General features: G+C 56.4%; 15 protein-coding genes. 10 read left to right on the top strand and 5 right to left on the bottom strand.

Translation table 11 applies throughout. The features are described 5' to 3' along the window. Positions 1 to 43: 43 nt before the first annotated feature. Positions 44 to 715, bottom strand: coding sequence for a flagellar hook capping FlgD N-terminal domain-containing protein (locus AC2FID_RS17875; protein WP_496838009.1), 672 nt, complete (start codon positions 713 to 715; stop codon positions 44 to 46). Then, on the bottom strand, positions 712 to 1,923 hold the full coding sequence (locus tag AC2FID_RS17870) for a flagellar hook-length control protein FliK (RefSeq protein WP_496838007.1): 1,212 nt from the start codon (positions 1,921 to 1,923) through the stop codon (positions 712 to 714). The genes AC2FID_RS17875 and AC2FID_RS17870 overlap by 4 nt, the downstream gene beginning before the upstream one ends. 111 nt (positions 1,924 to 2,034) lie before the next feature. On the opposite strand from AC2FID_RS17870, the gene AC2FID_RS17865 reads away from it, so the two are divergent. The 6 genes from AC2FID_RS17865 (at position 2,035) to AC2FID_RS17840 (ending at position 5,723) form a co-directional block, all read left to right on the top strand. Further along, entirely contained in the window at positions 2,035 to 2,316 is a 282-nt protein-coding gene (locus AC2FID_RS17865; RefSeq protein ID WP_282170519.1) for a rod-binding protein, read from the top strand. Then, the gene (locus tag AC2FID_RS17860) at positions 2,300 to 2,659 is read left to right on the top strand and encodes a flagellar biosynthesis protein FlgN (RefSeq protein WP_282120342.1); all 360 of its coding nucleotides are present in this window, start codon (positions 2,300 to 2,302) and stop codon (positions 2,657 to 2,659) included. The genes AC2FID_RS17865 and AC2FID_RS17860 overlap by 17 nt, the downstream gene beginning before the upstream one ends. A gap of 211 nt (positions 2,660 to 2,870) precedes the next feature. Continuing rightward, positions 2,871 to 4,082: a flagellin N-terminal helical domain-containing protein gene (locus AC2FID_RS17855; protein ID WP_282120390.1), complete on the top strand. Its 1,212-nt coding sequence runs from the start codon at positions 2,871 to 2,873 to the stop codon at positions 4,080 to 4,082. A 77-nt stretch (positions 4,083 to 4,159) separates the two neighbouring features. Then, positions 4,160 to 4,534 carry a flagellar biosynthesis regulator FlaF gene (gene flaF / locus AC2FID_RS17850; RefSeq protein WP_282120341.1) on the top strand — a complete coding sequence of 125 codons (375 nt, stop codon included), beginning with the start codon at positions 4,160 to 4,162 and terminating at the stop codon, positions 4,532 to 4,534. After that, the gene (flbT, locus tag AC2FID_RS17845; protein ID WP_109310643.1) at positions 4,534 to 4,932 is read left to right on the top strand and encodes a flagellar biosynthesis repressor FlbT; all 399 of its coding nucleotides are present in this window, start codon (positions 4,534 to 4,536) and stop codon (positions 4,930 to 4,932) included. Before flaF ends, flbT begins: the two co-directional genes overlap by 1 nt. Next, complete coding sequence (locus AC2FID_RS17840; RefSeq protein ID WP_496838005.1) at positions 4,932 to 5,723, top strand: DUF1217 domain-containing protein; 792 nt, start codon at positions 4,932 to 4,934, stop codon at positions 5,721 to 5,723. The genes flbT and AC2FID_RS17840 overlap by 1 nt, the downstream gene beginning before the upstream one ends. 87 nt (positions 5,724 to 5,810) lie before the next feature. Here the strand turns inward: AC2FID_RS17840 and AC2FID_RS17835 are convergent, their stop codons facing one another. The 3 genes from AC2FID_RS17835 to AC2FID_RS17825 form a co-directional block, all read right to left on the bottom strand. Beyond that, a complete protein-coding gene (locus AC2FID_RS17835; RefSeq protein WP_282170517.1) occupies positions 5,811 to 7,382 on the bottom strand; it encodes a DUF427 domain-containing protein in 1,572 nt (523 codons plus the stop codon). A gap of 106 nt (positions 7,383 to 7,488) precedes the next feature. Then, on the bottom strand, positions 7,489 to 8,190 hold the full coding sequence (locus tag AC2FID_RS17830) for a winged helix-turn-helix domain-containing protein (RefSeq protein WP_058272592.1): 702 nt from the start codon (positions 8,188 to 8,190) through the stop codon (positions 7,489 to 7,491). Further along, positions 8,162 to 8,446 (bottom strand): hypothetical protein, encoded by a 285-nt coding sequence (locus AC2FID_RS17825; protein WP_058272591.1) that lies wholly within the window; start codon positions 8,444 to 8,446, stop codon positions 8,162 to 8,164. Before AC2FID_RS17825 ends, AC2FID_RS17830 begins: the two co-directional genes overlap by 29 nt. A gap of 177 nt (positions 8,447 to 8,623) precedes the next feature. Between AC2FID_RS17825 and AC2FID_RS17820 the strand changes: the two genes are divergently transcribed. The 4 genes from AC2FID_RS17820 to AC2FID_RS17805 all read left to right on the top strand — a co-directional run bounded on the left by AC2FID_RS17820 (position 8,624) and on the right by AC2FID_RS17805 (position 12,557). Beyond that, positions 8,624 to 9,091 carry a hypothetical protein gene (locus AC2FID_RS17820; RefSeq protein ID WP_496838002.1) on the top strand — a complete coding sequence of 156 codons (468 nt, stop codon included), beginning with the start codon at positions 8,624 to 8,626 and terminating at the stop codon, positions 9,089 to 9,091. 110 nt (positions 9,092 to 9,201) lie between these two features. Continuing rightward, entirely contained in the window at positions 9,202 to 9,819 is a 618-nt protein-coding gene (gene rnhB / locus AC2FID_RS17815; RefSeq protein WP_496838000.1) for a ribonuclease HII, read from the top strand. A 107-nt stretch (positions 9,820 to 9,926) separates the two neighbouring features. Next, complete coding sequence (locus AC2FID_RS17810; protein WP_058272589.1) at positions 9,927 to 11,030, top strand: site-specific DNA-methyltransferase; 1,104 nt, start codon at positions 9,927 to 9,929, stop codon at positions 11,028 to 11,030. Positions 11,031 to 11,174: 144 nt separating this feature from the next. Beyond that, the gene (locus AC2FID_RS17805) at positions 11,175 to 12,557 is read left to right on the top strand and encodes an adenylate/guanylate cyclase domain-containing protein (protein ID WP_496837998.1); all 1,383 of its coding nucleotides are present in this window, start codon (positions 11,175 to 11,177) and stop codon (positions 12,555 to 12,557) included. Positions 12,558 to 12,618 lie beyond the last annotated feature (61 nt).

The following is a 12,618-nucleotide window of genomic DNA, read 5'->3' as shown; positions in this document are numbered from 1 at the left end:
GCGAGTCGAATCTGCCAAGGTGTGAACTGTCCTGCCCGGCAGATCAAGTTCCGGCTCTGACCCCGGTTACCGTCGTGGCAGCGACAACCTGCCCGCCTTCGAGGGTCAGCATAACCTGATTGTCCGTAACCTGAGCTTCGACAACTTCGCCATAGGTCTCTGCCAGCTGTGTCGATAACAGTTCGTCACCATCATAACTTTCCAGTGTGGCCGAGTAACTTCCCGCCACCAGAGGCTGCCCATCGCTTCCCTGACCAGTCCAAACTGTTTTGTTGTCGGTCGTGGAAACAGCCACACGATCGACAACGGCACCGTCGCTGTCGCGGATGACCATGACCGCCTTGTCAGCCTCGGGTGCAGGTGTGGCAAACAGCGTCACAGGCTCGCCCTCATATTGGAAAGCCGCGGGCGCTCGCACGTTCATCCCGATCCATTTGCCGAGTTTGTCCAGATTTGCGCCACCCAGCGCCTGTCCAAGTGTCGCCAACAAATCATTTGTCTGAACCTGTTGTTCGACCATCGAGAATTGCGCCAGTTGCGATGCATATTCTGAGGCATCCAATGGTTTCAAAGGATCCTGATTCTGGGCCTGTACGGTCAGCATTGTAAGGAATGTCTCAAAGTCTGATGCCAGACCTGTTTGCTTTGGCGCGTCTTTGTATTGCGCTGTGGCTGACGGTTGGGCGTTGGGTTGGGTCGGGGTAATCAATTTCACAACCTCATGTCGATGCGGCCAACGGGGCCGGTTTTGGGAATGGGTGACGCGTTTGAAGAGGAATCGGTGAGTTGCGCGGTCTCAGTAGGCGATCCATCCTGGTGGCCGGCCTGGTTATGCTCGGCGTCTTCGGATGTCCCAAGGTCAATTGACAGATCGCCCAAGCCAAAATTCTTGAACTCTTCCTCCAGCACCGCCAAATGACGCCGCATCATCTCGAGGGTTTCCGGGCGCTCGGCGGAAATTGTCAGATGCAATCCGTCATCGCGACCGTTCAACATGATGGACACTCGCCCCAGTTCTTCGGGGTTCAGCGCGATCTCCACTGAACCGGATTTCGATTGAGTATTGATGACGGCCGCCATTTGCCCGGCGACGGCGCGCGCTGTCTCGGACCGGGCAGTCTGTGCCATGACTTGCGCAGAAGATACCGAATCCCGACCCGCCGAAACGGGCGAATCTGCCGTGAGGGCGTGAACGTCTTCCACCTCGTGAAATGCTGGCGCGTCAGTCTGAGCGCGGGTTTTTTCCGGCGCGAACATCTGCAATTGAGCGATGCTTGGTGCGCGATCCGGGTTGGTCGTTTGTTGAGGTGCAAGATTGCTTTGCGGCGGACGTTGCGTTTCACGCTGGTGCCGCTCTGGATGAACGGTCAGGTCTGCGGTCTCTTTTGGGGATATACCCACAGGTTGCAACACAGAAGTCGCGAGGTCCGCCTGCCCCCGGCTTGCCATTGGTTGTGACGCGGGTCTCAAAGCCGAGCTGTGCCGAAAATCCGGGGTGACTTTGCGCGAATCATTGATGCCTGCATCCGGTTTATCGACCGTGTTGGCCTGGCCGGTTTGCTCGGTTTCAGGCACTTTCGGACTGCGCGAGTCGGGTAACGCAGCTGACACGGGTGTTTCGGCAGGATCGCGTCTTGTGCTCACTTCAAGACGCGTGTCCAAAAGGGGTGTCCGCTCACTCTGGTTGCGATCAGCGGACACTTCTGCATCTTCAAGCAAGACAGCCTCGTCCGTTTCAACGTCGACGTCCTGTTCAGGTTCAGCGCCTTTAAAAGCGGCTGCTTCTTGCTTGTTCTCACCTTTGTGTTGATTGAGCACGGCCTCAAACGTCGCGCCGTTTTCATCCCCCTGCTCGGGATTGATCCCGTGGGGTTTTGCGGTTGCGGTCGGCGAGGATGACATCACTGAAAGAGGGTTGGGCATTTTGCTCCGACTCCGGTTGTGTGACCGGAAACCTGCCTGCAGGAAGTTACGTTTATTTTAACTGCTTTCGCTTTTGATCGAAAAAGTTCGATGCAATTTTTGGAGAAAGCAATGAAGGTTTCCCCGCCTCTCTCCCCATCTCAACCCCCTGCCTATTCCCAGAAATTGCGGGAGGCGGCCATAGAACTAGAGGCTGCGTTTCTGAGTGAGATGCTGAAATCGGCCGGGCTGGGCAAAGCGCGCCAATCCTTTGGCGGCGGTGCAGGCGAAGATCAGTTTGCCTCATTTCTTGTTCAGCATCAGGCCCGTGCGCTGGCCAGATCCGGTGGCGTTGGGCTGTCCGAAATCCTGTTCCAATCCATGATGGAGAAAACCGATGCCAAAGACGTCTGAAGCCGACCTTGTAAAATCACTCGAAGACGTTCTTGAGCTTGAGCGAAACGCGCTGGTGCAGGGCGATCTGGATCGTCTGCATAACACGGCTCCGGAAAAGGAAAAACTGATCGGTGCGATTAATGATCTTGACGTCTTTGATAGTGATGAACTGATCCGCCTGCAAAGAAAGGTCGAGCGGAACCAGGCGTTACTAAACAGCGCCGCCGAAGGGATTCGCGCGGTGGCCAACCGCATGGCCGAGTTACGGCGCGTGCGGCAAGAATTCACCACCTATGGTGCGGACGGGCAGCGCAGCGAATTTGCCGTCCGCCATCAAGCCAAGCTGGAAAAACGGGCATAGATAAGGGTTTGATTCAAATCCGAGGTTTCTGACCTTCGCGCTTTAGCACTCCGTTAGGGGATCGACGTCAAAGGTGTTCGGGCACCTGGACAAATCAGGTGGCGCGAACAGCCCGACGGCGGGTCGCACCGATCAGAAAGACGTCAAAGCCCGCACCAGTGGCGGGATGAGCATGGGCGCAAAGGGCCCGAACGGAAAAGGAAGAAAGCTAATGTCCAGCATTCTGACAAACAATGGCGCCATGGTTGCGCTGCAAACTCTCAAGTCGGTCAACAAGGATCTTGGGGCAACGCGGAACGCGATCTCGACGGGTAAGGACGTTGCGACTGCGAAAGACAACTCGGCCGTCTGGGCGATTTCCAAGGTCATGGAATCGGATGTCAAAGGCTTCAATGCGATCAAGGACAGCCTGGCCCTGGGTGAATCCACCGTGGCGGTTGCGCGTAACGCGTCCGAAACGGTCACCGATCTGCTGTCTCAGATGAAAAGCAAGATCGTTGCAGCACAGGAAGACAACGTAGATCGCGACAAAATCAACGACGATGTTACCGCGTTGAAGGACCAGATCAACTCGGTGGTGAACGCCGCGCAATTCAACGGTCTCAACCTGGTTAACGGTTCAGCCGGATCCGCTTCGATCCTCGCGTCCCTTGACCGGGACAATGCAGGCAACGTAACCGCGTCTTCCATCACTGTTGCGGGTCAGGACCTTTCGACCGGTGGGTACACGGCGGCTCAGGTCTTTGACGGATCGACCGGATCTTCCACCGGCAACGACCGTGTGGGTGCAACGATTGACAACGGCGCAACTTCGGCAACTGCGCTGGTTACGGATGAATCCAGTGGTGCGTTTGCGGCCGGTGACAAAGTTGTCGTGGCGATCGACGATCAGGTCGTGTCCTACACGGTTTCTGCAACGGATGCGGCTGCCGCGACCACGGGTGATATTGTTGCCATTGGCCTGAAGGCGAAGATTGAAGAGCTGGGTATCTCGGGTCTGACGGTCGACTATGACTCGGGTACGGCAGGCACCTTATCCGTTGCCAATGCGACCGGCACAGACATCTCGTTCTCGGCCCAGTACGTGAACGCGGGTTCGGGTGGTCTTGGCGCGTTGACCGGCATTGACGTTTCGACCGGTGCAGGGGCAACGGCCGCGTTGGCCACAATCGAAACGCTGATCGACACATCGATCGACGCATCGGCCGCTTTTGGTTCTTCGCAAGGTCGGATCGAGACGCAGAAAGAGTTCATTTCGAACCTGGCGGATTCGTTCAAATCCGGGATCGGCGCGTTGGTCGATGCGGATATGGAGGAGACCTCGGCACGCCTGCAGGCTCTTCAGGTTCAGCAGCAGCTGGCCACCCAGTCGCTGTCGATTGCCAATCAGGCACCGCAGTCGATTTTGTCTCTGTTCCGCTAAGTTCAGGACAATGGTCGGGGCGCGGCGACACGCCCCGATACTAACCGCCAAATGGCGGATTACTGGAAGGATTTCACGTGACACCGCAAGCCCTTGCACAACGCGCATATGCACAGACCGCCGCGCCAACGCGTACCCCGCGAGACACTGAATACGAAGCGATTTCGAAAATCACACGCAGGCTCAAGGCCGCTGCGGCCGGTCAGCAGTCCGATTTTGGCGCATTTGTGCAGGCTCTGCATGAAAACCGGCGCCTGTGGACTGTATTGGCCAGTGGTGTCACCGACTCTGACAATGCTTTACCCAATGATCTGCGTGCGCGGATATTCTATCTGGCCGAGTTTACCGAACAGCACAGTAGTCAGGTACTAGGGAACAAAGCATCGGTTGAACCTTTGTTAGAGATCAACATGGCAGTCCTGCGCGGCCTTCGCCAAATGGGGGCGACCTGATGGCCGGATTGGTTTTGAAATTGGCACCGAAAGAGCGGGTTTTGATCAACGGCGTAGTCGTTGAAAATGGCGACCGGCGCAGTCGGTTTTCGATCATGACGCCTGAGGCAAACGTATTGCGCCTGCGGGATGCGATTCACCCGGATCAGGTAAATACGCCGGTTCGACGCGTCTGCTACGCCGCTCAGCTGGTGCTGTCTGGCGATATGGAACCTGATCAGGCCCGCCAACAATTGTTGCGCCGCGTCGAAGAGCTGAGCCAGGTCTTTACCGACGCCGACAGTCGCCGGGTTTTGTCCGAGGCAACCCAGGCGCTGTTGGACCAGCAATTTTACAAATGCCTCAAGGCTCTGCGCGCGCTGCTGCCGCGCGAAGAGCGGCTGATGGCCTACCAGTAATGACGTTCCAGCCGGTCATACCTTCGGGCGGCATTGTCGGTTGGCGGTTTCTGCAGCGTACATATGACGCCCAGATCGACAGCTTTTCCTCATCCTCCGTCAACAAGAGGGACAGCGAGTACTTTCTGCAAAACATCAAAAAGGTCCAAACAGCAGAGGATCTGGTGTCCGACCGCCGGCTGTTGCAAGTCGCGCTGGGCGCCTTTGGGTTGGAGTCTGACCTGGACAATCGCTATTTCATCCAGAAAATCCTGTCCGACGGAACAAAAGCCCAGGATGCGCTATCCAACCGTCTGTCCGACAAAAGGTATCGGCAATTTTCCGAGGCGTTTGGGCTGGGGCCGGGCGAGGTTCGCAAAACCGGGCTGATCATCAACATGGAGGACATTGCGCACGACAATGTCGTGTCGCGTTTTGAAATCGCGGTGGGCGAGTCAAATGAAACGATGCGTATCGCTTTGTATGCCCAGCATGCGCTGGGTGATCTGGCGCAAAAGGCGGGCAGCAAAGATACCAAATGGTTCGATTTGATGAGCCTGCCACCGCTGCGACGCATGATGGAGACGGCACTTGGGTTACCGTCCAGCTTTGGCCAGTTGAACATCGACAGACAGTTGGAAGTATTCAAAGACAGGTTGTCAGGGCTGACCGGGTCCGACGACCTGACCCAGTTTAAGGATGAGGCCGCGGTCGGGCGGCTGACAGATCAGTTCCTTGCCCGCAGTCAGATCGCCCAGCTTGAAAGCATCATTTCCCCGGCGCAGACCGCGCTGATCCTACTGGGCGGGTAAGGCATGGAAACCATTGGTCACGCACCCGAACCTTGATCAGAAACCCCAACACTCAGCGCTTTGAAACATGCAAGCCGATTGCGGACTTCAAGCGTTCAGAACGGCATCCGCGGAAGTCCTGAGAGCATATGACTCGACAGGTTGCGACACGTTATGCAGCTTGACGTCGCCAAGCGGAAAGGCGTTGGCGCAAGCAGGCAGAATATCGGCAGACACGACAATCCTGTGGTTCTTGGTTTTTCCGTATTCACCCAGACGCGCAGCGATATTCGCGGCTTGTCCGATCACGGTAAAGTCCAGCCGTTCGCGCGAGCCGACATTGCCGTAGGTCACGCGCCCATAGGCAACGCCGATGGAGCAATCGCAATGCACATCGGACCCTGATTGGCGCAGCTCTCCCAGTTTTTCGACGATATCGATGGCGCTGCGCTGGGCATTATCGCGGGCGGCTTTTGCATCCTCGCCTGCCGGAAACACGGCAAGGACAGCGTCGCCTATGAACTTCAGGACCTCGCCGCCATTTTCATGCACGATGCCAGAAACGGTTTCGAAAAAGTCGTTCAACAGATTGATATACGCCTCGCGCCCAAGCTGTTCCTCAAGACTGGTCGAATTGCGGAGGTCGCAGAACATGATGGCAGCATCAATTTCATCGCCGTCACCGCGACGGATTTCACCCCCAAGAACACGCGCGCCCGAGCGCTTGCCGACATAGGTTTCCAGCAGGACCTGTGCGTTTTCGCGCTGCATGAAAACCTCATAGAATCGGGCGATGACCAGCGAACATTCGAACACCAGCCCAAGGTTTTCGGTCGTGAATCCGTCCGGGTGATCACAGGTCAGGGTCAGAACGTTGGTCCGCCCATCCGAGAACGGCAACGGCATGGCGACATAGTCGGTTGCCCCCTTTTCCCGCAGGTCTTCCATGATCGGAAAGCTGTTGTGGGGGTTTTCGGCGTTCAGCCGCTGACGCACACCGCCTAGCCCGTTCGACACATGGCGCAACGGGCTGTTGATGTATGCCGGGTGGTCGTGGATTTCATAGGTCGGAACATTGGTCGAGATCTCAGCCTCGCCCTTTTCCCAAATATAGTGTTTGCCGGCGATCAAAGGGTGTAGGGACCATGTCAGAATGCTGAGGCGTTGAATGGCAATCCCGTGTTCCAGCATTTTCTCAGCCAGTGCTTTGGTGAACGCCTCAGGCGTGTTGTTTGCGGACGCCCCACGCATCAACCAATCGATCAAAGGGCCGCTGATATTGCCGTCTTGGGGTTCCCGCAGTTGGTTGTCGCCCAAATCCATCCGGGAATAAGCATTGGGTAAAAACCCGATATGCCCCTGAATGGCGGCGCTTTCGGGGAGAGCTTCTTCGTAGGCCCAAACGGAATTGGCAAGCCGTTCGCCGCCAAGAATGACGTCGTGATAGGTTGCGGTGCCCTTGAAGGGGCAAAAAGTCTGCAGCTCGGTTTCGTCGCTGAGATCCACCAGCACGTCTTCGCGCGGAATGTAGATCGTCGGCGGCAGCCGTGTTTCGTACATGACTTTGGCGTTGCTGCTTTCAGCTAAAAGGGTCTGGTCCCGGTAAATCGCAATCTTACCATCTAACCGTTCGACCGAGATTCCATAGCCTTTTGGTCTTGCTGTGGCGTGGACGTTCATCTTCATCCTCCCTGGCGCGGGGTCCCTATAGGATGGGCCTTGTGAAGAGGTTTTCCAAGGGGCAGCCTCGGCATTTTCTGCACGATAGCTGTGCGGTCCTATTGGATCAGACCATCTGGATCACGTCCTTTTCGATGGACAACATATAGCCTTTCTTGGCGATGTTCTTGACCAGCAATTCGCTGACCATCTGATTACCCAAGGCGTCACGCAGCCGTTTTATCCGCGTAGCGCCAGCGGCTTCGTCACAATCGGCGGCGCTTTTGCCCGAAATCACTGCTTCGATCTGAACGCCGGACAGGACCTCGTCATCCAATCGGGATTCGGCAAGGACCGACAGGGTCTCCATCGCAGCTGGGGTTAGTTTGAAGTCCATATTATTCAGATATACGGTGTTTTCCTCGCGACTGATCAGCAGCGACGTGACCTGAATACCCGTGCGCTCGATCTGCGCCATCCGGCGGTTCAGCATCACCAGCATCACCAGAAAAACCAGCGCCGTCACAAGCATGGCGCTGGCAAAGACCAGCAATACGAAAATCACCATCCGATAGCTGGACAGGGTATCGGCAAAGGCGGTGCCGGACTGGGCCAGAATCTCAAGCAGCCGGATTTCCGTCTGCGACGTCAGGTCGCTTTCGACAAACAATCGCTCCACTCGCGCGTTGAAGGCGTTGGCGTCTGGCAGGGTCCAGAACAGGAAGACGGCGGCGGTTATCAGGATCAGGACGATTGCCGCGATGCCTGCGCCGACCAGTCTTGTGCCAGATCGCCGGGTATCAGTAACGGAGATAGAATTGTCCGGCATTGGCCTTCCTTTTATCCAATCCTTCCGGCCCAAAGACAGACATGACGTTCAACAAGGTCCAGCCCGAAGCACTAAGGCGTTTTGAGGCTTCTTGCTGAGCCTGTCCTTTGTCACAGGCCGAAACCTGCATCACGCCATAATGCAGCCGCAGGGGGTTGTCCTGCTTGGCCTTGTAGTCCGCATAGCACTCTGCCGACGCGGCGGTACCAAGCGATATCAGGGCCGCAACGGCCAGAGAAGAGAGGATCGGTTTCATAGGCTGCATCCTGCGCATGGGTTTGCACGATATTCAATAACCTAAGGGGTTTGAGGGGCGTGATATCGGATAACAACCGCCCGTTATTGCTTGTCTGAAGGGTGCGGACCCAGTGTTGGGGCATCACGTTTGCGGTCTGTGCCGGATCGCCCCGAAACACCAGGAAGGACACGCACTATGCACCGGAAGTTCATCGCTTTTATCGTTGCCACCGCTATCACCATCACCGGCGTCTCAGCCTCGCAGGCGCGGGCGGCGGATGCCAAGGACATCCTTGGCGGGCTTGCTGCCATCGCGATCATCGGTGCCGGGGTCCACTACTACAACAAGGAAAAACGCAAAGACCGGACAACGCGTCATCAGACCTATACGCCTCAGCCTTATGTGGCCCAGCCCAGTTACCCAGTGCGCCCCTTGCCGCAACACGTCGCGCGGTATGATCTGCCGCAGAAATGCCTGCGCAAGTATAGCGCCTATTCGAACAATCACCCGCTTCTGGCACCGAATTGCCTAAAGAAGCACTACAAACATGCCAATAGCCTGCCGCAAGAGTGCAAGGTCGGTTTCTGGAACGGCAATAAGGTGAACCGGGCATATGAACCCGCATGCCTGCGCCAGAAGGGATACCGCGTCGTTTACAAGTAATCACTTTCGAGCAGGAGCGGTGCCACAGAAGCGCCGCGCAGGAGAGGGTGGCACAAGCCGCCCTCTCTTTTTGTCTTGCGGTGGGGTGCGAAACGCGGTTTTCGGTTGGTATGACAACGCCAGATTATTCGATTGAACGGGCGGCAGTGGCGCAAGGATATCTGCGCATTGCCGGTGTGGATGAGGTGGGCCGTGGGCCATTGGCCGGGCCTGTGGTTGCTGCCGCCGTGATCCTGAACCCCGAAGATATTCCCGAGGGGCTAAATGACTCCAAGAAACTGACGGCCAAACGGCGCGTTGCAATGGACGCTACCGTTCGCGACCGGGCGGAATTCGCCATTGCCGACGCTTCGGTTGCCGAGATTGACGAACACAACATCTTGCGTGCCTCGCATCTGGCGATGGAACGTGCGGTTGCGGCCCTGGATCCGCCGCCTGACTATCTGCTGATCGACGGAAACATGATCCCTCGCGGTTTGACGATCCCGGCGCAAGCGGTAGTCAAAGGCGACGCGCATTCCGTGTCGATTGCAGCGGCTTCGATCATAGCCAAAAACTGGCGCGATCAACTGATGGTGGATTTGGCGCAACAGCATCCAGGCTATGGATGGGAGAAGAACGCAGGCTATCCGTCAAAACAACACAGGGAAGCGCTGCAAAAACTTGGTGTGACCCCACATCATAGACGTTCGTTCAAGCCGGTACACAATATCTTGTATCAAGAGTAAATCGTAAGCCGCTGATTCAAAAAAGAAATTGACGGCGAATCGACTTTGACTCATCCTTGTCTCAACCAAATGAGCGCAAAAGCGCCGTGGATACTTGAGGCAGTAGAATGACAACAACCACTAAAAAGGGCGCAAAAGCGCTCCCTTTAAACACGATTCTATCTGGCGACTGCATCGATGTGATGAACAGTCTACCTGCGGAATCGGTTGACCTGATTTTCGCGGATCCGCCGTATAATCTTCAACTCAAAGGCCAGCTGCATCGCCCCGATAACAGCCAGGTTGATGCGGTCGACGATCACTGGGATCAGTTTTCAAGCTTTGGTGTTTATGACCAGTTCACCCGCGAATGGCTGAAAGCGGCGCATCGTCTGCTCAAGCCCAATGGCGCGATTTGGGTGATTGGGTCCTACCACAACATTTTTCGCGTTGGCACAGCCCTGCAGGACGCCGGATACTGGATTTTGAACGACGTTGTCTGGCGCAAATCGAACCCGATGCCGAATTTCCGCGGCAAGCGGTTTACCAACGCGCATGAGACGATGATTTGGGCCTCAAAGCGCGAAGGTGCTAAGTATACTTTCAACTACGAAGCCCTGAAAGCGCTGAACGAAGGCGTGCAGATGCGCAGCGATTGGGTTCTGCCAATCTGCACCGGGCATGAGCGCCTCAAGGATGAAAACGGCGACAAGGCGCATCCGACGCAAAAGCCGGAATCCCTTTTGCACCGTGTCCTGATCGGTTCGACCAACCCCGGTGATGTTATTTTGGATCCGTTCTTTGGCACGGGTACCACTGGTGCTGTCGCCAAGATGCTGGGCCGCGAATTCATCGGGATCGAACGCGAGGAAAGCTATCGCAAGGTCGCCGAGAAGCGGATTTCCAAAGTCCGCAAGTTCGACCGTGAGGCGCTGGAAGTCAGCGCAAGCAAGCGCGCTGAGCCGCGCGTGCCCTTCGGTCAGCTGGTCGAACGTGGCATGCTGCGCCCGGGTGAAGAGCTTTATTCGATGAATCAACGCCACAAGGCCAAGGTTCGGGCTGACGGAACGCTGGTGGGCGACAACGTCAAAGGTTCGATCCACCAGGTCGGCGCGCATCTGGAAAACGCGCCCTCTTGCAATGGCTGGACTTACTGGTGCTTTAAACGCGATGGCAAAACGGTGCCGATCGACGTTTTGCGTCAGCAGATCCGGGCCGAGTTGCACAACTGATTTCAAGAATACCGCCGGTGCCTGTGGCCTGACACAAGGCACTACGCCTTGCCCCGCCGATCTCGGCGGGGTCTTTTGTTTTATTCCTCATTCAGTTCCGATATGAGATTCCTTGTCCTGCTGCTTACGGAAGGAACCTTGGCAATGTCGGAAATAACAGCCAGCGAATCCCGATTTGGGCGGTTTTTTGTAACACAGCCAGACAAGTATGATCTGGACAACAAGTACACCGAGGCAGCGCTGGAACGGCACAAGCGTGAAGGGTTGGAACTTGCCGTCCGCGCCCGCTGGGTGGCGATGGGCCTTACCGGCATTTTGTTGATCTATCTGAACCCCCATTGGGACGTTCTGTGGTATCACTTCATCCTGTTATTGATTTGCGCCAATGGTTGGTTGATCCGGCGGGCTGGCAGCGTGGGCCAGTCACGGGTCGAGCTTTTACTGATCTTCGTCGACTTGCTGATCATGACTTTGGGGATGATCGTGCCGAACCCGTTCAGCGATGATGTTCGACCGCTGGCAATGCAATACCGGTTCGACAACTTCCAGTATTTCTTCATCATTCTAGCCGCGGGAACTCTGGCCTATTCGTGGCGCACAGTCGTGGCTATCGGCACGTGGACGGCGGCGATGTGGACAGTAGGCTGGATCATCGCCTGGTGGGTGGCTACGCCAATCCCGGGCATCAGTGAGCGCGTGTACGAGGCATTGGCCGGGTATCCGGATGTTGCGGAGTTGCTGGACCCCAACAGTTTCATGGTCCCTCAGCGTATTCAGCAGGTGATCGTATTCCTAATGGTCGCGGTTACGCTTGGTATCTCGATGCGGCGGCTCAATCGATTGTTGATGACAAATGCCGGGCTTGAGAGGGAGCGTGCAAACCTGTCGCGATATTTCTCTCCGAACGTCGTGGACGAACTCAGCCAGAATGATGAGCCGCTCAAGCAGGTTCGCAAAGAAGACATCGCCGTTTTGTTCATCGACATCGTGGGGTTTACCAAATTCGCTGCCGGGCGCGACCCGTATGAAGTCATCGAAGTTTTGCGCGGCTTTCACGCCCGAATGGAAACCGAAGTGTTTCGCCATCATGGCACGTTGGACAAATATCTTGGGGATGGTTTGATGGCCACATTCGGTACGCCGGTGACGACCCCATTGGATGCCAGTAACGCGGTGGCTTGCGCGCGCGATATGGTGGATGTGATTGATCGCTGGAACCTGGAGCGGCGACGGGCAGGTGAGCCGGAAATTCGTGTAGGAATTGGGGTTCACTATGGCTCGGTGGTATTGGGAGATATCGGAGCGAACCGACTGGAATTTGCGGTTATCGGGGATGCGGTGAATGTCTCCGCCAAGCTCGAAGCGATGACGCGTGACCTTGGTGTTCGCGTGGTGCTGAGTGACGCGATCCGGGCACAGGTGATGCAGGAGGGCAATAACGCCGCTGACCTGACAGCAGGTTTTGTGAAGCATGAAAACCAGCCAGTCCGCGGGGTGCAGGGCACTATGGATATCTGGGCGCAGTAGAACGGGCAGCTCCCGCCGATCTGACACGCATCAGAGATGCGCGTCATTCTGTTGGGCCGGG

It is taken from the genome of Ruegeria sp. CDSC068 (assembly GCF_059610545.1).
The sequence above is the reverse complement of the archived record's forward strand: the minus strand, read 5'-3'. Positions and strand labels throughout refer to the sequence as shown.

Coding starts and splice junctions, on each gene's coding strand:
- AC2FID_RS17860 (WP_282120342.1), top strand. CDS start 2,300: ATGCCAAAGACGTCTGAAGCCGACCTTGTAAAATCACTCGAAGACGTT.
- flbT (WP_109310643.1), top strand. CDS start 4,534: ATGGCCGGATTGGTTTTGAAATTGGCACCGAAAGAGCGGGTTTTGATC.
- AC2FID_RS17840 (WP_496838005.1), top strand. CDS start 4,932: ATGACGTTCCAGCCGGTCATACCTTCGGGCGGCATTGTCGGTTGGCGG.
- AC2FID_RS17835 (WP_282170517.1), bottom strand. CDS start 7,382: ATGAACGTCCACGCCACAGCAAGACCAAAAGGCTATGGAATCTCGGTC.
- AC2FID_RS17820 (WP_496838002.1), top strand. CDS start 8,624: ATGCACCGGAAGTTCATCGCTTTTATCGTTGCCACCGCTATCACCATC.
- AC2FID_RS17865 (WP_282170519.1), top strand. CDS start 2,035: ATGAAGGTTTCCCCGCCTCTCTCCCCATCTCAACCCCCTGCCTATTCC.
- AC2FID_RS17855 (WP_282120390.1), top strand. CDS start 2,871: ATGTCCAGCATTCTGACAAACAATGGCGCCATGGTTGCGCTGCAAACT.
- AC2FID_RS17825 (WP_058272591.1), bottom strand. CDS start 8,446: ATGAAACCGATCCTCTCTTCTCTGGCCGTTGCGGCCCTGATATCGCTT.
- AC2FID_RS17805 (WP_496837998.1), top strand. CDS start 11,175: ATGTCGGAAATAACAGCCAGCGAATCCCGATTTGGGCGGTTTTTTGTA.
- rnhB (WP_496838000.1), top strand. CDS start 9,202: ATGACAACGCCAGATTATTCGATTGAACGGGCGGCAGTGGCGCAAGGA.
- AC2FID_RS17810 (WP_058272589.1), top strand. CDS start 9,927: ATGACAACAACCACTAAAAAGGGCGCAAAAGCGCTCCCTTTAAACACG.
- AC2FID_RS17830 (WP_058272592.1), bottom strand. CDS start 8,190: ATGCCGGACAATTCTATCTCCGTTACTGATACCCGGCGATCTGGCACA.
- AC2FID_RS17870 (WP_496838007.1), bottom strand. CDS start 1,923: ATGCCCAACCCTCTTTCAGTGATGTCATCCTCGCCGACCGCAACCGCA.